The 19521-nt window shown below is 58.8% G+C and carries 24 protein-coding genes; 6 read left to right on the top strand and 18 right to left on the bottom strand.

Annotated elements, in window-relative coordinates; all coding sequences use genetic code 11:
- Window positions 1–9 precede the first annotated feature (9 nt).
- From ACI0FJ_RS12140 to ACI0FJ_RS12070, 15 genes are all read right to left on the bottom strand, one after another.
- Window positions 10–648, bottom strand: a complete 639-nt coding sequence (locus tag ACI0FJ_RS12140; protein ID WP_424303737.1) for a hypothetical protein — start codon at window positions 646–648, stop codon at window positions 10–12.
- Window positions 645–1325 carry a DUF6682 family protein gene (locus ACI0FJ_RS12135; protein WP_424303734.1) on the bottom strand — a complete coding sequence of 227 codons (681 nt, stop codon included), beginning with the start codon at window positions 1323–1325 and terminating at the stop codon, window positions 645–647. Before ACI0FJ_RS12135 ends, ACI0FJ_RS12140 begins: the two co-directional genes overlap by 4 nt.
- A complete protein-coding gene (locus tag ACI0FJ_RS12130) occupies window positions 1325–1570 on the bottom strand; it encodes a hypothetical protein (protein WP_424303732.1) in 246 nt (81 codons plus the stop codon). Before ACI0FJ_RS12130 ends, ACI0FJ_RS12135 begins: the two co-directional genes overlap by 1 nt.
- A 441-nt stretch (window positions 1571–2011) precedes the next feature.
- On the bottom strand, window positions 2012–2995 hold the full coding sequence (locus ACI0FJ_RS12125) for a N4-gp56 family major capsid protein (RefSeq protein WP_424303729.1): 984 nt from the start codon (window positions 2993–2995) through the stop codon (window positions 2012–2014).
- Between the two features lie 33 nt (window positions 2996–3028).
- Window positions 3029–3793 carry a hypothetical protein gene (locus ACI0FJ_RS12120; protein ID WP_424303727.1) on the bottom strand — a complete coding sequence of 255 codons (765 nt, stop codon included), beginning with the start codon at window positions 3791–3793 and terminating at the stop codon, window positions 3029–3031.
- 13 nt (window positions 3794–3806) lie between these two features.
- The gene (locus ACI0FJ_RS12115; RefSeq protein ID WP_424303724.1) at window positions 3807–4328 is read right to left on the bottom strand and encodes a hypothetical protein; all 522 of its coding nucleotides are present in this window, start codon (window positions 4326–4328) and stop codon (window positions 3807–3809) included.
- A 9-nt stretch (window positions 4329–4337) separates the two neighbouring features.
- Complete coding sequence (locus ACI0FJ_RS12110; RefSeq protein ID WP_424303722.1) at window positions 4338–4772, bottom strand: N-acetylmuramoyl-L-alanine amidase; 435 nt, start codon at window positions 4770–4772, stop codon at window positions 4338–4340.
- A gap of 6 nt (window positions 4773–4778) precedes the next feature.
- Window positions 4779–5801 carry a hypothetical protein gene (locus ACI0FJ_RS12105; protein WP_424303719.1) on the bottom strand — a complete coding sequence of 341 codons (1023 nt, stop codon included), beginning with the start codon at window positions 5799–5801 and terminating at the stop codon, window positions 4779–4781.
- 95 nt (window positions 5802–5896) lie between these two features.
- Window positions 5897–6226 carry a hypothetical protein gene (locus ACI0FJ_RS12100; RefSeq protein ID WP_424303716.1) on the bottom strand — a complete coding sequence of 110 codons (330 nt, stop codon included), beginning with the start codon at window positions 6224–6226 and terminating at the stop codon, window positions 5897–5899.
- 8 nt (window positions 6227–6234) lie between these two features.
- On the bottom strand, window positions 6235–6495 hold the full coding sequence (locus ACI0FJ_RS12095) for a hypothetical protein (protein WP_424303714.1): 261 nt from the start codon (window positions 6493–6495) through the stop codon (window positions 6235–6237).
- A gap of 314 nt (window positions 6496–6809) precedes the next feature.
- The gene (locus ACI0FJ_RS12090) at window positions 6810–8312 is read right to left on the bottom strand and encodes a hypothetical protein (protein ID WP_424303711.1); all 1503 of its coding nucleotides are present in this window, start codon (window positions 8310–8312) and stop codon (window positions 6810–6812) included.
- Window positions 8313–8616: 304 nt separating this feature from the next.
- Window positions 8617–8799 (bottom strand): hypothetical protein, encoded by a 183-nt coding sequence (locus ACI0FJ_RS12085; RefSeq protein WP_424303708.1) that lies wholly within the window; start codon window positions 8797–8799, stop codon window positions 8617–8619.
- Between the two features lie 132 nt (window positions 8800–8931).
- Entirely contained in the window at window positions 8932–9213 is a 282-nt protein-coding gene (locus ACI0FJ_RS12080) for a hypothetical protein (protein WP_424303705.1), read from the bottom strand.
- A 260-nt stretch (window positions 9214–9473) separates the two neighbouring features.
- Entirely contained in the window at window positions 9474–9965 is a 492-nt protein-coding gene (locus ACI0FJ_RS12075; RefSeq protein WP_424303702.1) for a type 1 glutamine amidotransferase domain-containing protein, read from the bottom strand.
- Window positions 9966–10101: 136 nt separating this feature from the next.
- Window positions 10102–10833 (bottom strand): MerR family transcriptional regulator, encoded by a 732-nt coding sequence (locus ACI0FJ_RS12070; protein WP_424303700.1) that lies wholly within the window; start codon window positions 10831–10833, stop codon window positions 10102–10104.
- Between the two features lie 216 nt (window positions 10834–11049).
- Here ACI0FJ_RS12070 and ACI0FJ_RS12065 point away from each other — a divergent pair, with 216 nt between their 5' ends.
- A complete protein-coding gene (locus ACI0FJ_RS12065; protein WP_424303697.1) occupies window positions 11050–12540 on the top strand; it encodes a thioredoxin-like domain-containing protein in 1491 nt (496 codons plus the stop codon).
- 180 nt (window positions 12541–12720) lie between these two features.
- Here ACI0FJ_RS12065 and ACI0FJ_RS12060 read toward each other — a convergent pair whose 3' ends face one another.
- A complete protein-coding gene (locus ACI0FJ_RS12060; RefSeq protein WP_424303695.1) occupies window positions 12721–14364 on the bottom strand; it encodes a glutamate synthase-related protein in 1644 nt (547 codons plus the stop codon).
- A 330-nt stretch (window positions 14365–14694) separates the two neighbouring features.
- Between ACI0FJ_RS12060 and ACI0FJ_RS12055 the strand changes: the two genes are divergently transcribed.
- From ACI0FJ_RS12055 to ACI0FJ_RS12045, 3 genes are all read left to right on the top strand, one after another.
- On the top strand, window positions 14695–15936 hold the full coding sequence (locus ACI0FJ_RS12055; RefSeq protein ID WP_424303692.1) for an EAL and HDOD domain-containing protein: 1242 nt from the start codon (window positions 14695–14697) through the stop codon (window positions 15934–15936).
- A gap of 66 nt (window positions 15937–16002) precedes the next feature.
- The gene (locus ACI0FJ_RS12050) at window positions 16003–16188 is read left to right on the top strand and encodes a hypothetical protein (RefSeq protein WP_424303689.1); all 186 of its coding nucleotides are present in this window, start codon (window positions 16003–16005) and stop codon (window positions 16186–16188) included.
- Between the two features lie 172 nt (window positions 16189–16360).
- Window positions 16361–17038 carry an HD-GYP domain-containing protein gene (locus ACI0FJ_RS12045; protein ID WP_424303687.1) on the top strand — a complete coding sequence of 226 codons (678 nt, stop codon included), beginning with the start codon at window positions 16361–16363 and terminating at the stop codon, window positions 17036–17038.
- Window positions 17039–17078: 40 nt separating this feature from the next.
- On the opposite strand, the gene ACI0FJ_RS12040 is transcribed toward ACI0FJ_RS12045, so the two are convergent.
- The gene (locus tag ACI0FJ_RS12040; RefSeq protein ID WP_424303684.1) at window positions 17079–17423 is read right to left on the bottom strand and encodes an STAS domain-containing protein; all 345 of its coding nucleotides are present in this window, start codon (window positions 17421–17423) and stop codon (window positions 17079–17081) included.
- 356 nt (window positions 17424–17779) lie between these two features.
- Here ACI0FJ_RS12040 and cbiM point away from each other — a divergent pair, with 356 nt between their 5' ends.
- The gene (gene cbiM, locus ACI0FJ_RS12035) at window positions 17780–18394 is read left to right on the top strand and encodes a cobalt transporter CbiM (protein WP_424303681.1); all 615 of its coding nucleotides are present in this window, start codon (window positions 17780–17782) and stop codon (window positions 18392–18394) included.
- Complete coding sequence (locus ACI0FJ_RS12030; RefSeq protein WP_424303678.1) at window positions 18391–19059, top strand: hypothetical protein; 669 nt, start codon at window positions 18391–18393, stop codon at window positions 19057–19059. The genes cbiM and ACI0FJ_RS12030 overlap by 4 nt, the downstream gene beginning before the upstream one ends.
- A 24-nt stretch (window positions 19060–19083) precedes the next feature.
- Here the strand turns inward: ACI0FJ_RS12030 and ACI0FJ_RS12025 are convergent, their stop codons facing one another.
- Entirely contained in the window at window positions 19084–19287 is a 204-nt protein-coding gene (locus ACI0FJ_RS12025; RefSeq protein WP_424303675.1) for a hypothetical protein, read from the bottom strand.
- Window positions 19288–19521: the final 234 nt, after the last annotated feature.

Genomic DNA, 19521 nt, shown 5'->3' with positions numbered 1-19521 from the left:
AAGGTTTTTTTACATTCCAAAGGCACGGGGGTGGGCGGACAGGGACGCGGTGGACCGGCCCTTGAGCGCTTCGGCCCGGATGTTTGTGCAGCCCCGGCGAAACAACGTCCCGTGCCGGAGGGCAGCCTGCTGGTCGCTCCATATCTTGCCGGGCATGGCAAGCAGATGTTCCAGCGCGCCATGGGCAATGGTCTGGCCGTGGCGGGTCCATAATTCGTCCCATGCAACCTCGGCATTGTTGGCAGGCAGCAGGGCGGCGCGGGCCGTAAGCTGATGTATCGACTTGGGCATGGGCACCAGCCGCACCGTGGCCGCCTTTTCCATCAGGTAATGGGTGGGGCGCTGGCCGGAGTACAGGTTCCAGCCCGGCCAGTTGGCGTCCAGAAACGGCTCCGTGGTGGGAATCAGCGCCGAGCCGTCCAAACGGACACTCAGCAGCATGGCTATTTCCGCGCCCTCGGGCGGCACCAGGGGATAGTTGGGCCAGTTTTCCCGCGTGGTTACCGGGCCAAGGGTTTCCACCCAAATCTGTGTGTTCAGGCAGGTTTGCCGGGCGCTGCGGCGTACGGCCTGCAAGGCCAGAGGTTCGGGGCAGCCCGGTACTTCCGGCAAAACCAGTGGAAGAAATTCGTTGTACAAAACACTCATGATGCGCTCCTTGCAGCCGCGTTCGGGCTTGTTCCCGTTGCGACTCCGCTCACCAGCATGTCGCCGGAGAGTTTGGCGTTCAGCCCTCGCATAAAGGCTTCCAGATGCGCCATGGACCGTTCGCGTCCGGCAGCCGATCCGCCGTCCACGGCAAAGGCCCGGTGCAGTACGAAATCCAACATTGGCCCGGCAAAGCAGGCGTCCAGGTCCAACACCTCTTCACCTGCGGCAGGAGGAGCGGGTACGGCGCTGAATACGATTTCAACATGCCACTGGGCGTCCGCTGCCCGTCCCGGCCAGACCTGGAAGTCGCGCGGGTGGCGTTCGTCGTGCACCCACAGCCGCACCCCGCCGCCCTGTGCGTCCGAGCGCCAGTCGGGCAAACAGGCGTCCAAGGCCTCCCGGTCCGAACGCTGCACAACCCGTCCGGGCGTGTTGCCGTCCGGCCCCATGTTGCGGCGCACATCCAGCAAGCGCAGACCGTCCTGCGGCACGCTCTGCGAAACACCGGCAGACAGCCCGACCACTCGTGTGCGGGCCGTGGCGTCGGGCCGAACCAGAACAACCTGGTCCTGTGCCTCGCCAAGAAACGAAAGCAGCATGGCCTCGTTCCAGCGCACATGGTCCACGTCGTTCAAAATCCATGCGGCCCGCGCCACAATGTCGCCCGCGTTCATCAGGCCGCCTCAAGCACGGTGTAGGCAAAACGCTTTACATGGCGTGCCCGGACACCGCCGCCCGAAGGCTCAAAGATCGTCTGTTCCGCATTCTCCACCACCTCCAGAACCTCGCGCGGCAACATTACGTCGCGTTCGCGCTGAATCAGATAGGCACGTCCGTTTACGGACACGAAAATATCGTCGTTGCCAGCACCGCCCTCCTGGGCGTGAAACCGAACTTTGACGCGACTGTTTTTCGACATTGGAATCTCCTTTCAGGAAAGGGAGAAGAGGAGCGAGGGGGAAACCTCTTGAAAGAGGTTCTCCCCCTCGCGCTCCCCCTTCCCGAACTTTTTATTATTAGGGACTTGGGTGTTGTTGGACAGTCAAAGAACCTCTTTCAAGACGAGGGCGTAGCGAAACCACGTTTTCGCGCAGCCCGGTCCCGCAAAGGTCGCCAGATCCTTTGCGCTTGCGATAGGTCGGAGGTTTTCCCCCTCGCGCTCCCCCTTCTAGAAATTTTTAATATTAAAGGGGTGTTATGCCGTTAGTTCTTCCGGCCCGTTTGTCTTGGTCTTTTCCGCTTCGGAAAAGACCAAGACATGTCGCAGGGGTCCGGGGGCCATCATGGCCCCCGGTGGGGTTCAGGGGCAAAGCCCCTGACCGCCGGAGGCACCGGCTTTTGCTTTACACCGAAGCGGCTCTTACGCCGTGGCTGCCACTTCGGCGCGGACCATCCAGGCATCGTTCAGGATGACGGCTGTTTGCATGGATTTCCAACCGACGTGGCCGCGCTGTGCCAGGGGGTCGGAATCCGAGGGCTGCGGGTTGACGACCAGGGGGGTGATGGCGTGCTGTCCTTTGAGGGCGACAATGCCGTAGGCGTCGCGGCCGAGGTAGAGCACGGGGTAGACGTCTGCCTTGGTTCCGCTGGTGGAGAGCATGGCTCCTGCTTCGCCGCCTGTGTCTGCAAAGGGCTCGAACACGGTTGTGGTGATGTAGCGCACGTCTTCGACCTTGCCGATTTCGGACTCATAGGGCGTGAGCTGGCCGTAGGATTCCACGGGCACAAAGCCGTTCATGCCGCGGATGTCGTTTTCCAGGTCCGGGTGGCAGAGCGCGATGTAGGCGGGTGCCACGGACTGGGTGCCGAAGTCGGGCGTGGAGCGCAGTACGCGGGTGATCTTGCGTGCGTTCTGGCGTTTGAGGGACCGGGTGATCTTGCGCTGCGTGGTCAGGGTAAGGGGCGAGTTGACTGCGCTGCGCTGGCTGCCGTTGGCGTAAAAGGTGTTGGTCCCGGCCTTGAGGATGTTGAAACGCACGGTTTCGATCACTTCCGCAGCCTGTTCGCCGAGGACGTCCACGGCTTCGGTGAGTACGGGGTCCTCGTGTGTGTCCATGACCACGTCGGTGATGGTGACGCGGTCGCCGTACTGGACCAGGGTGGCGTCCACGTCGGTTGCCGAGAGTTTTTTTGCCTCGGGCGTAACGCCTTCCTGAAGCGGGGTGGGCGTGGAGCTGAGGGAGTTGTAGCGCCGGAAGCTGACCACCTTGGACGTATTGGAGGGCAGGGTTTTGGCCTGTCCGAAGCGTTCGAGCACAAGGTGGGGCAGTCCGCGCTTGAGCATGTCTGCCGCGGCAAAGGCGGCGGTGCGGGGAGAGATGTCTCCGTATGCGGTATTGGCCATGTGTGTTCTCCTGAAGGGTGATGAAGCGATGGGTTAGTGGTCGTTGCCGGCTACGGCTTCGCGCCAGGCGTTTTTAAAGTCTTCCTTGTCGGGCGTGGCCTTGGGCAGGCCCGAGCTGTGCGCGGGCACGGCCAGGGCGCAGTCCGTGGCGGGATCGTTAAGGGGCGTGGTTTTGTCGGCCTTGGCCTGGAGTTGTTCCTTGAAGCGGCTGAGCAGGTCGATGACGTCGTCGGCATGGCCGCGGGCCACGACCTGGCGCAGGCTCTTGGCAATGTAGGGCGGCTGTTCGTCTATCCAGCGGGTAAGCTCGGAGCTTTTGGCCAGGGTGTCCCAGTCGGGATGGGCGCGGGCAATGCGCTGAATGTGCTGCTCGCCCATGATGGCTTCTGCCATGGGGCGGATGGCCTTGAGCGCTTCGCGGTGGATGAGGGCGCACAGGGGCGCTTCCATTTCCGGGTTGCTGTCCAGAAACCGTTGGATAAGACGCTCGTCGGTTGCCGGATCGGTGTGGGGATCGGGCTGATTATCCTTGCGCAGCTGTGCTTCAAGCTGTTCGCGCTTGGCGCGTTCCTCGGCCAAAAGCGCTTTGAGGTCTTTTTCCGTTTTGGTGGAGGACGCGGTCGCTTCGGGAGCTTTTGCGGTGCCCGGTTTTTCGAGCGAGGAAGCGGGGCCGCTGGCCTTAGCCTTGGTGGGCTGTTCTGTCTGGGCCGCGGCTTCCTCGAACGAGGCCTGAAATGCGGAAGCGTCGGCAGCTTGTGGGGAGGCCTGCGTGGTGGCTGGTGTGTTCTGTTCGTTCATGTTGTGTTCCTGATTAGTTTTTCTTGAGCAGGCGGTTCTTTTCCTGCGAGCCGAGGCTAGAACCGAGGTAGTAGTTGACCACGGCCCCGAAGGCGGAGCCGAGGCTGCCGAGCAGGAGCAGGGCGGCCTGGGAGACCTGGGGCTGGTCCAGGACAAAGCGGAGCATGACGAAGAACCCGGCGGTGACCATGACGGCCACCAGGGAGGTGGTCCAGGCGGCGCCGTGTCCTGCGCGGGCCATCTCTATTTCCCGCTGGCGGGCATTGGCCTGGTTGTTCACGTCGGCTTCTATCTGAAAGCGGCGGAAGGCCAGGATGTCCTGCTCGCGTTCCTTTTCCAGCTTTTGCAGTGCCAGGAGCGCGTCGGGGTCGTTCTGCAATCGTTTGCTGATGTTTTTCGGGTCGGGCGTTTCGCCCAGGCATTCGGCCAGCAGGCCGCCTGCGGCGCTTACGGCCAGCCCGGCCGGTCCGGTAAGGATTCCGGCCAGAACCGGCGCAACCCCGCTGATGGCCTTGCCCACGTCTTTCCAGGTCATGGGATGCTCCTATGCAGGCTGTGCCAGCACGGCCCGAATCCAGGCCATGGGCAGGTTGGGACAGGTCTTGTGCGGGTCCAGTTCGGCGTGGCCGAGTACGGCTGCGGGCGCGATGTGGTGGCGCTTTTGCAGGGTGCGCAGCAGACTTTGCAGGGCAACGAACTGCATGCCGGTGAAACGCCGCTCGCCGATGAGGCAGACGCCCAGGGAATGGGCATTGTGGCCTTTGGCGTGCGCGCCGATGTGCATCTCCGGGCGTCCGGTCTGCACCAGGCCGTCGGTGGCGGCGTTGTAGGCATTATGGGCGGCGGCCTGCCCGTTGCAGATTACAAAGTGGTAGCCGATGCCCTCCCAGCCGCGTTCCCGGTGCCAGGCGTCGATAAGCTCGGCATTGCCGAAGCCGGAGTCCGAGCAATGCAGGATGATTTGGCTGATGGTGCGCATGGCGGGTTAGATTTTTGCCAGGCGGGCGCCAAGGGCACGGTGGTTGGAGAAGGGGACGAGAGTGCCTTTGAAGTACCAAAGTCCGCCGGTTTCACCGGTGCCCCAGGTTCCTCCCATACAGAAATAGCGCTCATTGTATTCTTCCATTGTTTGATAGTCTGGAATCGTTGCCAGCTTGGTGCGGCGTGCGTTGCCGTCTCCAATGAAAACATCGCCCAAGTTGAAGCCCGGCCCGGACTGCCCCATAATCGTGAGGGGCATGATTGTCTGGGTTCTCTTCGTTTTCATCAGGCCGGTTCTGGTCCAGGTTTTGTGACCGTCGATGTCCCAAAGGTCGATCGACTTGTCCTTGGTCCTGACTCCATCCACCCACTGCCAGATGTTTCCCCACAGCCCGACAACGCCGCGATAGGAGGCCTGGGCTACATCGGCGGCATCCACATTGGCGGCAGTGTTAGCTGTAACGCGCCCGTTGCCGGTGCAGGTCTGGCAGTTCATGGTGGCGTTCTCCACCAGGTAGAGCCATTGGATGGCGGCAAGCTGGTAAAAGGACCAGAGCATAAAGCCGTTCTGACCGCCCGTGTTGCGGGCTGCGGCATGGGCCTGGAACTGTGTGAGCGAACGGTTCACGGTGGGGAGCACGCCGGGCACGCTGGCGAGTTTGTCGTTTTCCAGACTGGCCTGGTATTTGCCCACGTACACCTGGCCGATGTCGGAACCATTGTCGCGGAATGCAGGATGGATGTGGAAGCCGGGAGCCGGGGTATCGGAAATCCACCAGCCTTCTTTGCCGTTGTTGCTGCCGCCGCTGATGATTGCGCGTTTGACGTAGAACGCGGGGATTTTGACCATGGACTGACCATCGATGGTTACGTCTTCTATGGCGCTCCATACGGGGTGGGCGTTGAAGAAGTCGTCGGACGGAACAAAGGTTTCGCCTGTCTCGTCGATGTGGGCCCAGGTGCCGCCGTTACCGCCTTCTGCAAGCAAAGCGACGCCGATGATGGTGGAGGTGTTGGCTGTGTTCATTGTTTCTCCTGTTGCTGTTGGCTGTGAGTGAAGGGCTGAAAATATGGGACTACGGAAAGGAGCGGCCAGCACTCCCCTGAAGAGCGGCGAGCGCGTCATTCGCTTTCCTTGGGAAGATTTTGGTTGACCGGAATGCCTGGCCCCAGCCGGGCGCAGACCGTTCCCGACATGAAATCGCCGGGCAGAGTGGCGACCCGGTAGAGCGCGGTTTCCGGCTCGTAGCCCATGGCCTCCACGGGGCGCTCGAAGCGGGCCACGTTCAGCCAGGTTGCGCCGTTATCGAACGAGCGTTGGATGGTGACGCGTGCCGTAAACTCGCCCCACAAGGAGAGGTTGAAGTTTTCGGCCAGTTCAATTGCCGGGCCGAAAGTTTGGGCAGTGTTCGAGCCGCCGAGTCGGGCCGTGACGGATGTTTTTTCAAGCATAAAGTCTCCTAGATGTACGCGCCGTCGTGTTTGTCGGGCTGGCGTGGGTCGGCGGCAATGTCGCGCAACAGGCCGGTGATGGTCAGGATGGCCCCTTGCAAACGGTGCACGCGTACGCCTTCGGCCAGGGAGAGTTCGTCCAGGCAATCGGTACGGGCGGTCTTGAGCAAACGGCGGTAGGCCACGCTGGTTTCGCTGTTGCGCTCGCGACGGCACAGGGCCAGGGCATTGGCCAAAGTCATATCGGGTGGCGAGGTGTTATCAGCCACGGTTCAGGCTCCTTTGCGCAGGTCGGAAGTGGATTGGGAGGTCTGCTCGCGCACCACGTCGGCGCCTAGGTCCAGGGCTTCGGCCATGCGGCGCAGCAGTTCGCCGCGGCGTATCCAGGGCGCGTCCAGGGAATTGGCCGTGGCCTTGGCAAAGCGTTCCAGCTGGTCCACGTACAGTTCGCGGGCCACCAGGCTGGTCAGGCCGCGGGCCCGCACCCGGAAGTCGCCGCGCACTTCGTCCCGGTCTGCAAAGCGCATGTTCCAGTGGTACAGGGCCGTGATGAAAGGCCGGGTAATGCCGTCGTCAAAGTGCTTCACCTGGTCCTTGAGCGTGACCGAGGCCTGGGACATGAGCATGGACAGGCCGCGGAAGGTGCCGTTGGAGGCCTTGTCCAACTCGGCAGCCATAAGGCCGGGAATGCCCGTGACTTCGTTGGCGCATTCCTGGAACATGCGGGCCATGCCCATGAATTCCTCGGTGTGGCTGGCAGGGTGAAGACGCGCAGGGCCGGAGACTGGGATTCCGCGCCCGGCCCGGAACGCAGCCAGACGCGGAAGGGGTAGAGGTCGGACGGGTCCTCGCCCGCGGGCAGCAGGTCCTGGTTGACCTCTATCTGCGGCCCGGCGGCAATGGCTGCGTTGTCCAGAAGCGCGCGGATGCTGGCATTGAAGAGCTGCTGAGCGTCGTGCATGATGGACGCCAGCCCCTCGCCGAAAATGGATGTTTCGTCCTTGTCGAAATAATAAAAGTAGTAGGGCCAGCGCACGCCGGTGAGCGGCGAGGCCGCCGCCTTGATGATGCGGTTTTCCGCCAGCCAGATGGTGGCGGGCACGTCCTCGTCGTACAGGGCTTCGTCCACCTGTGCCCCGCAGGCGGCCAGATCGCGGCCCGGCACAAAACCCCAGAATTCTATCAGCTCGTGGCGTTGCGCGTCGTCGGTACTGCGGGTGGCGTCGTGGCGTTCGGGCGTATCGCCCATGCTGGCCAGATCTCGCTCGTAGCTGGAGGGTGTGCAATTGCCCTGGGGATGGTCGCGCAGATGGTCGCGTATTGCCTGTTCGTCAAAGTCTGTCCGGTCGGCCAGACGTTCCAGGTCGTAGCGGCTCATGACGTGGCGCTGGAAAATGAAGCGGGCGCGGGCCGGTTCGCGGGCTTCCATGTCCGGGAATACGTCCCATACCGGCACGAACTCCAGATAGGGGCGCAGCACCGGACGGCTGGTCAGGTGCCAGCCCCGGCTGGTTTCGGTCCACTGCCGGGCAATGCGGCGTTCCACCATGGGGCCTTTCAGAATGCCGGTGCCGTACAGGTTGCCCGAGTGGATGACGTCGCGGATGACCTCGCGGTAGCGGCTTTCGGCAAGCTGGTCGCGCATCAGGTTGGTCATGGCGGCGCAGGCGTCCTCGGCCAGTTCCTGGCAGGCGCTGTCGATTTCTGCAGACTTGGGAGCGTGTCCCAGCCGTTCGGTAAGGTCGGTGATTATTTCCCCCTGGCGGGCAGGGGCCAGCTCGGGGATGGGGGTGGGATCGATGGACCAGTTGCTCTGGCCGTTGCCGGGAAAGAGCAGGTCCATGAGCCGGGCGTCTGCCGTGCGGACCTTGGAGCGGGTAAGCCGCACAAAGGCCTTGCTGCGTTTGGGGTGCAGACGTTGGAGTACGTTTGGCGCGTACTTCCCTTTATATTGGCGCAGGTCGTCCAGCCAGCGCTGTTCTATTGTCCTGCGGGCCGTACGGGTGGCGTTGAATTTGTCGTGCAGGCTAGCGGCGAGGTTTTTTGATGCTTCCTTGCCTTTCTGCCGTGTGGGTGGGTGCGTCATGTTCCGTCCTGTCTGTTTTGGATTCGTCAAGCAAACAACAGGCCGAATTATACGCAAAATCTTTACATCAATAAGGGTGAAGGATTTCGCACCCCATAATTTTTTGTGAGAGCGGAAAAGGGAAGGAAGGAAAAAGCCCGACATGGTGCCGGGCGTATATCAATTAAAAATGCATAATAACGGATAGTTGGATGCCAAGCATCGGGGGCGGATTGGCAAGAGCAAGCCAACCGGAAGAGAGTCTTTGGAGTGGGGGAGTTGCGAGTACGAATTGTGGCGGAGCAAAGCCGCAGAGAGGCGGAGGCTACGCCATGGTGTTGATGATGAACCCGGTGTTGTTCACATCGGAGCGGATTTCCTGAGATGTGGGCGGCAGGCTGAGGGGGACATCGTTAACGGGGATGGTGACCGCTTCCACTGTGGGGTTGGCGGGGCCGACTTCCAGGCTGTTGCTGCTGCCTATGGGAATATAACCGCTGTTGCTCATGGTTCCTCCAAAGCACCCCTATAGCTCTCTCCATATCGTGAGAGCCGGAAGCAGGGGCGCGTGTCACCTGCCTTATAGATAGCAATGCAGAACGGTTTTGTCAGCACTCTGGATGGAAAAGGACGGAAAAAATCAGGCAGTGGGATCGAGTACGTCGCCCAATGTTTCGCCCAGAATCTTGCCGGGCCACTTGTAAAAGCAGAAGCCCTTTTCCTCCACAAACTGAAGGATTTTTTCCTGCCCGCCCTTGGCAAAGGGAAGATGCGAGTGGCGGATTCCCTTGCGGGATATTTCCAGGGTGCCGAACAGGAACAGCAGGTTGAAGGGCACGACATCCTCGGGATGGTCGTTCTGGCGCAGAACCAGATAGGTGGAGCGGAAATTGGTGCCTCTGTAAACGTTGTAAAATGCCATGCTTTTCCTGACTCAGGCGGTTATGTGCGAATTACTGCTGCCCACATTTGTGGGTAACAGCTGAATACCAAGTATTGAATGCAATTTCAATCGTGCCATGATTAAAAAAGTCCTACTCGGCATTGGTACATGGGGCATATGTGGATACATGGGCCGCCTGGCCCGGCTGAAAATACCGCGCCGGACCGGTCTGCCAGGCAAAAGAAAACGGCCCGCGACTGGGGAAAGCCGCAGGCCGCCGTAAAGCAGGGCTGAGTTTATTATTTCAGGAATTCCAGAATGGCCCGGCAAAAGGCGGGGAGGTCGTCTGGCGTGCGGCTGCTGACGAAGTTCCCGTCCACAACCGCTTCTCCGTCCACCCAATTGACTCCGGCATTGATCATGTCGTCCTTGATGGCGAAGTACGATGTGCAGGTTCTGCCCTTGAGAATCTTGGCAGAGATGGGCAGCCACCCGGCATGGCAGATGAAGGCCACCAGCTTTTTCTGGGCGTCCAGGTCGGCCACCAGTTGTACCGCGGCCGGGTCCCGGCGCATGAAGTCCGGGGCATAGCCGCCGGGAATGATGATGCCGTCCACCTTGTCTGCGGAAATGTCGCCATAGGCCACGTCGCAGGTGGCGGGAAGGCCGATTTTGCTTTTATAGGTCTCCCCAGCCTTGGCCCCGGCAACTATGACCTTGGCTCCGGCCTCGGTCATTCTGATTTTGGGGTACCAGAATTCCAGATCGTTATACAGATTGGCTACGGGCATTACGAGCGTTTTTCCTTGTAATTCCATGAGATACCTCGCTGAATGTTTGAGGTTGAAAAACGCATTTTCTCCGGGGAATGGAGAAAACGATACATTGCTTGGAAATTTGCGGAGCTCCTCCAAACGAAATGTGGAGCTAGGAGTTTTTTGAGGCGCTGATCTTGTCCAGGAGGAATTTTTCCATTTCGCGACGGTCCTTGCGCAGACGGACAAGCTCTGCTTCCAGAACGGACAGTTTGTCTTTCATGGCATCGTCTTTTAGGGCATCGTCTTTCGGGGCCTCGCCCGATCCATTGCCGGAAAGCATGTCCTGGTTTTCGCGCAGCGTGTTCAGTTCGTCCCGCATGCTTTGAAGTTCGTCCCGCAGTCGGGTATTCTCTTCCCGCAGGGAGTGCACGTCTTCGGCTTGCTCCTCCAGCATGCGCATGCCTTCCTGCATACGCTCCATGGTTTCGGGAGGCAAACCAGGGCAGAACGAAGAGAGCACCTGGGAGAGCCTGTCGCCGAGTACCTTGGCGATTTCCGTGCCCACGGCCACGGCGGTTTGCAGCTGCATTTCCTGCGTCTGGGCTGTTTGCAGGACGACCTGCCCGGATTGTGGCTGGCTGGCACTGGGGCCCGGCTCTATGTTCAGCGGATAGAGTTCGGCAAGCTGCGCCTTGACGTCCCTGGTGGTGTGGCCCAGTTTGAGCAGCTCGGAGATGGTTTTGAAAATTTCTACGGTTTCAATGCGGTAGCGGCGCTGGCGGCCCCTGCCTATGCTGGGCAGATATTCCGCAAACCGGTTTTTCCAATAATGCAGGGTGGATTCCGGAATATTCAATTCCCGAGAGATGTTGGCAATGGAGAGCAGTTTCTTCCCTGTCACAATCCGGCTCCGCAATTCAAGATTACTTCAATGTAGGAGCGGCATTAAATCAAGTCAAGAAACCATTCCCGTTGTGGTTCTGCCGCAATTGTGAAACGGAGGGAGTTTGTGCGGGATACTCGTTTCCCCCGGCTCCGGCTGACGCTCCTCAAGTGGTACCACGACTGATCGCCCCAAAAGCCGCGCTCCATACCATGGTGCGGCAAGGAGATACGCATGAAAGCACCTGATTTTCCAAAAGATATGGAATGGATCAACAGCCATGCCCCGTTGCGCCTGGAACAGCTGCGCGGCAAGGTGGTGCTGCTGGATTTCTGGACCTACGGGTGCATCAACTGCATGCACATCATCCCCGACCTGCATGCCCTGGAGCGGAAGTTCGGCTCCGCACTGGTGGTTGTGGGCGTGCATTCCGCAAAATTCAAGGCCGAGGGGGAAAGCGTGAATCTGCGTACTGTCGTCCGCCGTTTGGGCATCACCCATCCGGTGCTCAACGACAAGGACTACCAGGTCTGGCAGTCCTACGGTGTACGCGCCTGGCCCACCGTAGTCTGCATAGGACCGGACGGGAACATCCGCGCCGTGCGTTCCGGGGAAGGTGTTTTCAACGGCTTTGCACCGCTTATCCAGGAACTTGTGGATAAGGCAACGGAAGACGGCAGTCTGGACCCGAAACCTCTGGACCTCCGCTCCTATATGCCCATGGAAGAACCTTCGACACTGCATTTCCCCGGCAAGGTCGAGCCGGTTGGAGAGCAGGGGCTGGTCATCAGCGATACCGGGAACCACCGGTTGGTACTGACCGAACTGTACGAGGGCAAACCAATGGCCCGGATGCGGGAGGTTATTGGCGGAGGTGAGGGCGGATTCGCTAATGGGCCGTTCGAGCAGGCCAGATTTTTTTCACCCCAGGGCTGTGCCGCCACCCCCGACGGCAGATACCTGTACGTCGCCGACACTGGAAACCATTCCATCCGCCGTATCGATTTGCAGGAAAAAAGCGTGGAAACCGTTGCCGGTACGGGAAGCCAGTCCACTGTGTATCCGGGCGTGGCGGGATTCGGGCCGGAAACCGCATTGAGTTCTCCCTGGGACGTCTGTCTGGTCGGCGACACGCTGTACATTGCCATGGCGGGCAGCCATCAGATCTGGACTTTGGACCTGCGCACCAACCATGTTTCCCCGTGGGCAGGAACCGGAGGTGAGGCCCTGGTGGACGGGCCGTTACAGCAAAGCCTGCTGGCCCAGCCCAGCGGTTTGTCCCATGCCGAGGTGCTGGGCAGGCCGTACCTGTTCTTTGCGGACGCCGAAGCCTCGGCTGTACGGTTGGTGGATTTGGAAGCGGGCGAAGTCCGCACCCTTGTGGGGCAGGGGCTTTTCGAGTTTGGCGACGCGGACGGGCCCATGGAAACGGCTTTGTTGCAGCACCCCTTGGGGGTGGCGTTTTCGTTCTTTGATAATCTGCTCTACGTGGCTGATACGTATAATAACAAGATCAAGCAGGTCGATCCCAACAGCGGTGTGTGCATGGGATTCAGCGGCAAGGGGCGCGGCCATATCGACGGGCGGCATGCCCGCTACTTTGAGCCGGGCGGCCTGTGCGTACGTGGCAACACGCTGTACATTGCCGACACCAACAACCATGCCGTGCGTGTGTTGGACCTGGGCACGGGCATAGTGGATACCTTGCAATTGGCGCGTTCGTGAGGCGGGCCTAAGGTGGCCGTGAGGCAAGCGTGAGGTAGTCGGACGCGTTGTTTTCGCTCCCCTTCAGACCGGCACCTCCTGAATCTGCTCTCGTTGGAAATACAAATCCCCCCGGCGTTTCGCTAGGGGGATTTGTATTTTGCAAACAGTATGCTCCAGGGGCCGTCTCCGGCCCCTATGCTATTTCATGTTGAGAATCTTGCGTGCGGTTTCGTCCATCACGTCGGTGATGAAGGGGATTTTGGTCTCGCGTTCGGTTTCGCGGTTTCCCGAGGCAATGTCGTCGCGGGTGATTTCGGTCAGGTTGAACTTGCGCGCGCCAGCCAGAAGCTGCTGAAGGCCTGCCGAGAGCTTGTCCACCAAACACCAGATGGCCACGGCTCCGAAGGGGATGTCCTTCATGGCGTTTTTGCCGACCTTCTCTTCCACGTCGTGGTAGCAGGCGAAGATTTCCTCGGGGGTCGAGCCGTATTTGGCAACGGAGGCCGGGAGTTTGTCCCAGTTGCCAAAGAGTTTTTCACGGCGTTCGGGATGGAGTGCGCCTTCGATGTTCGCTCCCAGGAAGCCGGGAATCATCATGGCGCGTCCCATGCAGATCATCTTGACGAACGGGGCACCCATGGCCAGGGCCTTGAAGATGTTGCTTCCCTTGGCGAATCCGCCCGCAAAGGACATGTCCACCACCTTTTCGCCGCGTGCCGCCAGGATGGAGGCGTATTCGTAGGCCTTGGCATGAAGCAGTATGGAGGGCACGCCCCAGCTTTCCATCATGTTCCAGGGGCTCATGCCGGTGCCGCCGCCCGATCCGTCCATGGTGAGCAGATCGAGTTCGGCTTCCGTGGCGAATTTGATGGCCATGGCCAGGGCTTCCATGCCGTAGGAACCGGTCTTCAGGGATATGCGTTTGAATCCCAGGGAGCGCAGGTACTTGACCGATGTCATGAAATTTTCACGCACCTGTTCGTAGGTGGCCAGATCGGTGTACCCCAGGCGGCTGTGGCGCGCGAAGGAGTGGATGGCGCCTGCGTTGTAGGCGTCCTGAACCTGGGGCAGTTCAGGGTCCGGGTCCACGAGGTAGCCGCGTTTTTTCAGGAACAGGGCGTAATCCAGGCTGGTTACCTCTATTTCCCCGCCTATGTCTTTGGCTCCCTGCCCCCATTTGAGTTCTATGATGACCTTGTCACCATATTTTTCCGCCACGTATTCGGCCACACCATTGCGCGTGTCTTCCACGTTGAGCTGTACGATGATTGCTCCATAGCCGTCATAGTGCCGCATGTAGGTGTCGATGCGCCGTTCGAGTTCCGGGGCTTTGACAATCCGACCGTCCTTGAGTTCGGACTCGCGGTCCACGCCCACGACGTTTTCACCAATGACGATGGGGGCTCCTACCAGGGCGCAGCCGACGGCAAATGAATCCCAGTACTTGGCGGCTATGAACGTCGAACCGAGCGCGCCGGTCATGAAGGGAACGCGGGCCTTGGTCTGTACTTCTGCGCCAAAGGAGGTTTCCAGGCTGACGTCGGTGAACAGACAGTCGTCTTTGCCGCAGGAGGACTTCTGGGTCATGCCGAACGATCCGTAATTGAGCCCCTGGATGCGCAGCGAGTTGTAGGACACGCCCACATGGGTGGTGTTTCCGCTTCCGGCCGTGACCTGGCCGAAATCTCTGGGGTAGAGCATTTCCCGCCCCCGCAGGCTGGAGAGCCACGTCTCGCATTTCCCCTGACAGTCTGCGCGGCACAGGGTGCATAATCCGGATTCGATGGCATTGCCTCGGTTTACGGAACCGAGAACATCGTTTTTTTGAGGCCAGGTGAACATGGTGCATCCTCCACTACAAAATGGTTATTTTTGTTAATCACAGGCTATATGATCTACAATATAGTAGATTGCTGCAGATCGATTACACAAAATTGAAAACATGGCAATTGAAAAGTACTTTTTATGTAGGTAAAAAAAGAAATTAGTACATAAATGTAAATATTGTTCTGCGGCGCCCGTGCAGGAAGAGCAACCAACACTTCATTTCATCGTTCGGCTGCGGCCGCAGAAAGGGCAGGGGCTTTCCCCCGGAATGCAGCCGCAGCTTTACTCTTGAGGGGATTGCACGCATTATGACGATGGATTGAAATTCAAACACTGGTGGACCGCATGACAGCAGAAGTTACGAACAGCTACGAGACCGTTTTTGTGGCGCGGCAGCCAATTTTCGATACGGAAAAGAAGGTCTGGGGATACGAACTGCTGTACCGGAGCAGTATGGTTGCCCTCAGCGCCGATTATGTGGACGAATCAGCGGCCACGCTGCGGGTTGCCGCCGATGCTAGCTTTATTCTGGGTGGCGAAAATGTGGGGCAGCTCAAACTGTGCGTGAATTTTACGGAGCAGACCGTCCTGGACCGCGTTCCCTATGCCCTGCCCAAGGAAATGGTCGTCATCGAGGTGGAGAGCCGCACCGATTATTCCCAGGAATTCATCGACGAGCTGGTCGCACTCCGTGAACAGGGCTACCTTGTTGCGGTAGATGGCTGCCAGTCTCCGGGGCAGACGCGTGCCTTGCTGAAACAGGCGGATTTCATCAAGGTGGACGTTCTGAATAAGGAACGCTACGAGCTGGCCGTCCTGATGGATGACCTCCGCGAGTTCAATGCCGCGTGCATTGCCAAGCGGGTGGAAAACTACGATGTATACCAGAGCCTGCAGGGGCTTGGTTTTACCTATTATCAGGGCTTTTTTTTCCAGAAACCGCGCATTGTTCCGGGGCGGCGGCTGTCCTCCAGCCTGGCCGCGCGTTTCAAGCTTTTCCGGCTTATCGAAGCGGACGATGCGGATTTCAACGAAGTGGCGGATATTGTCCAGGCCGACGTCTCCATCAGCTACCGTCTGCTGGTCCTGCTCAACACCCCAAGCTTCGGTTTTCCCCGCAATATCACTTCCATCCGGCAGGCCGTGGTCATCCTTGGCTGGCAGCAGATAAAGAACTGGCTGCGGCTGGTGCTCTTCTCGGACATAACACCCAAGGGCAAGGCGCAGGAGCTGCTCTTTCTGTCGGCCCAGCGCGGTCGTTTTCTGGAAACAGCGGCCAAAACGGTTCCGGAACATGCGGAAAAGGCGGAAGGACTGTTTGTTGTCGGCCTGTTTTCCCTGCTCGACGCCATTCTTGATATGCCCATGAAGGAAATCATCGATCATTTGCCTCTTGATCCCGCTTTGCGCGGCGAATTGGAAAATGGTGAAAGCTATTGGCTGGGATTGGCCCGCTGTTTCGAGAGCGGGGACTGGCAGGATCTTGATGACGCCATTATGCACCTGGGGCTGGACCCGTTGGATGTGGCCGGGTGCTACCACGAGTCCATCCTCTGGACCAATACGTTTTTCGATTCCACCAACTGACTTTTTCTCGGACCGTTTCATGTGGTGCCCGTTTGCAGGTGCCACGAACCACTTCAGGAGGATGACATGCTCTACCCACCCAACGAAGCCAAATTCAAATACTGTCCTCTGCTCAAGACCAGAGACGACAAAATGAAATTCTGCCAGGGAACCATGTGCATGATGTGGCGGTTTGCCCAGCCGGAAAAGACCTCGGATTCCGATCCCGGATATTGCGGGCTTGCCGGTGCGCCGGTGGCCAGGCCGGAGTAGGCGTGTTTGTGCGGGGCTTGTGCGGATTTCCGCCCGGCCCCGCGGCAACGGTTTGGGATAGTGTGCGGACACGTGTGCCCACGTGTGGGGGGAATAGGCGTAATTGGTTCAATTGGGCTATTGAAAATGAGAATCACTTCTTGTAGTGTGCCAAGCAATGGAGAGCTTGACCATGACAACCTCACTCGCAGCCACCTGCCCTGAAGTTCCGGCACACACCTGTACGCAATTGGGCGTAACCATTCATCAGTTCGCGGAGTCGCTTGGGGCGGCAATCGACGCCAAGGATACCTTTACGGCCTGCCATTCCGGACAGGTCGCGGAGATAAGCCAGTTCATTGCCCGTGCAATGGGCATGCTTCCTGCCATGGTGGATGACATTCATATTGCCGGGCACTTGCACGACATCGGAAAGATCGGAATTCCCGATGCCGTGCTGGGAAAAAATTCCGCTCTTACCAGGGAGGAATGGGAATGCATCAAGGCGCACCCGGTGATAGGGGCCAACATACTGCGTCCCATCAAGCTTTTAGGAGGCAAGGGGGGAATTGCGGATATGGTTCTTCACCACCACGAGCGGTTTGACGGTAAGGGGTATCCCGACGGGCTCAAGGAGTATGATATCCCTCTGGGGGCAAGGGTTATAGCTGTTGCGGACAGCCTTTCGGCCATGGTGGAGGATAGGGTGTACCGACCGGCCATGTCGTTTGAAGAGGCCATGAAGGAACTTCGGGTGAATCGGGGCATTCAGTTCGACCCCAACGTGGTGGATGCCTTGTGCCGGTGCGACGAGGCCGTACACGGCTGGCTTGAAAAAGGCGGGTGTTTATGCTTGGCCTGTCCGGCCTGAAAACGTTCCGAAACGGGTAACGCGGGCTTTCCCCGAATGTTCAGGCGGGACTGAGGGATGCCAGGGCCTTGTCCAGAGTAGGCTCGATATGCAGGTGGCTGTCCAGGGCGGTCAGCTTGATGATGCGGAACACCGGGCCGTTGACGCCGCACAGGCAAAACGGATAGCCCGCCTGAAGAAGCCGTCGCTCTGTGGCCACCAGGGCACTGAGTGCCGTGGAGTCCACAAACTCAACCTCATCCATGCAAACAATCATGGGGCCGGGATACGTTTCAACGTACTTGCGCAGCATGTCCTTGAACTTCTGGCTTACGTCGAATCCGAGTTCCTTTTCCCGTATATGCACAACCTGAATGTTGCCGTGCTGTGTTCTTTCATGGAGCATGCCGTCTCCTGGTGCCGGACAGTCCGGCGCGGCCTGATGGGTGTCTACGTGGTTCCGGTTGCTTCTCCTGACGGTTCGGGAAATGGAGGGAGCAGCCTTGGCGTACCGGAATTCAGAATTAATGAATATTTTTCACAGTTTTTCAGTCTGCGACAAGCTACAGGGCAAAATTAGACCAATCTCGCAACAATCGTAAAGTATATTTACCCTCCTTCCCGAAAAAAGGCGTGTTTTGTCTCTTCTCCGGTCCGTTGCTTTGGAGAGGGGCGGTGTTGACAGGGGGAAGATATCAGCCGTATCACGGTTTTAAATATCGTATCCCGTGGCGGGGGCGTCATAGGCAGGGAGGCAACGAATTGCATATTTCAGAAGGTGTTTTATCCGGACCGATTTTGCTGGCGGGTGGGGCGTTGACGGTTGTTGGCACGGCAATCGGCCTGAAAAAAATGGATTACGACCATGTCATGACCGTGGCTCTGGTGGCCGCGGCTTTTTTTGTGGCTTCGCTTATCCATGTGAATGCGGGGCCCGCGAGCGTTCATCTTATTTTGAACGGGCTGGCCGGGGTCATGCTCGGCTGGGCCGCATTTCCTGCCATCCTCACCGGGCTGCTGTTGCAGGCCATTCTGTTTCAGTACGGCGGTTTGAGCGCATTGGGGGTCAACACCTTCGACATGGCCGGTCCTGCCGTGCTTTGCTACTACATGTTCCGGCCTCTGCTGGCGAAGGGCATGGGGGGAAAATCGCTGGCCGCATTCGGCTGCGGGTTTTGCGCGGTGCTGTTGGCCGCGTTGTTTACCGCGGTTGCCCTGACCGCATCGGACGAAGGATTCCTGACATCCGCCAAGGTGCTTGTGGTGGCCCATTTGCCGGTTATGGTCATTGAGGGCTTCGTAACCATGTTTGCGTATGGATTTCTTGCCAAGGTCAAACCGGATTTGCTTATGCTGAAGGAAGGGGGGAATGCATGAAGGCGTTAGCTACCTGGCTGCTGATGGGAATATGTGGCGTCTGTTTGTTTTCGGAAACCGCCTGGGCCCACAGAGTGAGAATTTATGCCTGGACCGAAGGACAGGAGATAGTGGCCGAGGCCGGATTCGGCAAAAACAGGCCTGCCAAGCATTGTCCGGTGTATCTTCAGGACGCGGCTTCCGGTGCCGGACTGGCTGAAACAGAAACCGACGGAGACGGGATTGCCCGTTTTGCCATCCCCAGCAAAGCGGCTGAGGAGAAGATGAATCTCCGGCTTGTGGTGAACGCTGGCGAGGGCCACCGTGGTGAATGGATTCTTGAGGCTGCAGATTATTTGAACGGGGCAATGGAAAAGGCTGATGCATCACAAGCGGACAAACCAACCGTGGTTTCCCCGCTGCCTTATGCCATGGTGTCGTCGGCTGGAGGAACAACAAAACCGGAAGTGAAACTGGCAGTTGCAGGAATTTCGCAGGCAGAGCTTGAACAGGCAGTGGAAAAGGCCGTGAACAAGGCCATGGAATCCAGGCTCGGTCCGCTGCGTCGCATGTTGACCGAGGCCCTGGACCCCACGCCCGGCATTCCCGAAATCATCGGAGGCCTGGGCTGGCTGGTGGGATTGGCCGGCATAGCCATGTATTTCCGGGGGCGCTCCCGCCGCTGAGTGCAGACGTTTGTTCCGTCCGGGTCACACCATGAACTCTACGATCCGGACGGGAATTTCCGCAATCTGCGTGCTGGCACGTATGCCTGCTCCTTGCCGCAGGGTGCCTATCTGGGCGCGCAGTTGATTTTTCATCATCCGTTCCGCCGGAAAGACGGCAGGCCAGTTTCTGTCTCTGGGGTCGGTGGTCTGTCCCAGATTTTCCAGTGAAAAATTCCCTACTCTCATGCTCCCTCCTGTGCAGCCGATTTTTCGTCCTGCAAGATGTCGCGCTGTCTTTTTATATAATCATTTCTTGGGAAAAAGCAAAAAAGAATGATTTTTCGGGATCTCCAGCCCGAATGATTGTACAAGAAGAAAAAAGCGGCAATTCGGAACACTTCAGTGTAAATTCCTGACTTATTCATCATGGCGTTGTGCGGCGTGCTTTAATAAAAGCGAACAGTCGTGGGGTATAACCGT

It is taken from the genome of Desulfovibrio sp. 7SRBS1 (assembly GCF_049723905.1).
Lineage (GTDB): Bacteria > Desulfobacterota > Desulfovibrionia > Desulfovibrionales > Desulfovibrionaceae.
The sequence above is the reverse complement of the archived record's forward strand: the minus strand, read 5'-3'. Positions and strand labels throughout refer to the sequence as shown.

Excerpts from the sequence above, each read along its gene's own strand:
- ACI0FJ_RS12140 (WP_424303737.1), bottom strand. The coding sequence starts at position 648 with ATGAGTGTTTTGTACAACGAATTTCTTCCACTGGTTTTGCCGGAAGTA.
- ACI0FJ_RS12135 (WP_424303734.1), bottom strand. The coding sequence starts at position 1,325 with ATGAACGCGGGCGACATTGTGGCGCGGGCCGCATGGATTTTGAACGAC.
- ACI0FJ_RS12130 (WP_424303732.1), bottom strand. The coding sequence starts at position 1,570 with ATGTCGAAAAACAGTCGCGTCAAAGTTCGGTTTCACGCCCAGGAGGGC.
- ACI0FJ_RS12125 (WP_424303729.1), bottom strand. The coding sequence starts at position 2,995 with ATGGCCAATACCGCATACGGAGACATCTCTCCCCGCACCGCCGCCTTT.
- ACI0FJ_RS12120 (WP_424303727.1), bottom strand. The coding sequence starts at position 3,793 with ATGAACGAACAGAACACACCAGCCACCACGCAGGCCTCCCCACAAGCT.
- ACI0FJ_RS12115 (WP_424303724.1), bottom strand. The coding sequence starts at position 4,328 with ATGACCTGGAAAGACGTGGGCAAGGCCATCAGCGGGGTTGCGCCGGTT.
- ACI0FJ_RS12110 (WP_424303722.1), bottom strand. The coding sequence starts at position 4,772 with ATGCGCACCATCAGCCAAATCATCCTGCATTGCTCGGACTCCGGCTTC.
- ACI0FJ_RS12105 (WP_424303719.1), bottom strand. The coding sequence starts at position 5,801 with ATGAACACAGCCAACACCTCCACCATCATCGGCGTCGCTTTGCTTGCA.
- ACI0FJ_RS12100 (WP_424303716.1), bottom strand. The coding sequence starts at position 6,226 with ATGCTTGAAAAAACATCCGTCACGGCCCGACTCGGCGGCTCGAACACT.
- ACI0FJ_RS12090 (WP_424303711.1), bottom strand. The coding sequence starts at position 8,312 with ATGACGCACCCACCCACACGGCAGAAAGGCAAGGAAGCATCAAAAAAC.
- ACI0FJ_RS12085 (WP_424303708.1), bottom strand. The coding sequence starts at position 8,799 with ATGAGCAACAGCGGTTATATTCCCATAGGCAGCAGCAACAGCCTGGAA.
- ACI0FJ_RS12080 (WP_424303705.1), bottom strand. The coding sequence starts at position 9,213 with ATGGCATTTTACAACGTTTACAGAGGCACCAATTTCCGCTCCACCTAT.
- ACI0FJ_RS12075 (WP_424303702.1), bottom strand. The coding sequence starts at position 9,965 with ATGCCCGTAGCCAATCTGTATAACGATCTGGAATTCTGGTACCCCAAA.
- ACI0FJ_RS12065 (WP_424303697.1), top strand. The coding sequence starts at position 11,050 with ATGAAAGCACCTGATTTTCCAAAAGATATGGAATGGATCAACAGCCAT.
- ACI0FJ_RS12060 (WP_424303695.1), bottom strand. The coding sequence starts at position 14,364 with ATGTTCACCTGGCCTCAAAAAAACGATGTTCTCGGTTCCGTAAACCGA.
- ACI0FJ_RS12055 (WP_424303692.1), top strand. The coding sequence starts at position 14,695 with ATGACAGCAGAAGTTACGAACAGCTACGAGACCGTTTTTGTGGCGCGG.
- ACI0FJ_RS12050 (WP_424303689.1), top strand. The coding sequence starts at position 16,003 with ATGCTCTACCCACCCAACGAAGCCAAATTCAAATACTGTCCTCTGCTC.
- ACI0FJ_RS12045 (WP_424303687.1), top strand. The coding sequence starts at position 16,361 with ATGACAACCTCACTCGCAGCCACCTGCCCTGAAGTTCCGGCACACACC.
- ACI0FJ_RS12040 (WP_424303684.1), bottom strand. The coding sequence starts at position 17,423 with ATGCTCCATGAAAGAACACAGCACGGCAACATTCAGGTTGTGCATATA.
- ACI0FJ_RS12030 (WP_424303678.1), top strand. The coding sequence starts at position 18,391 with ATGAAGGCGTTAGCTACCTGGCTGCTGATGGGAATATGTGGCGTCTGT.
- ACI0FJ_RS12025 (WP_424303675.1), bottom strand. The coding sequence starts at position 19,287 with ATGAGAGTAGGGAATTTTTCACTGGAAAATCTGGGACAGACCACCGAC.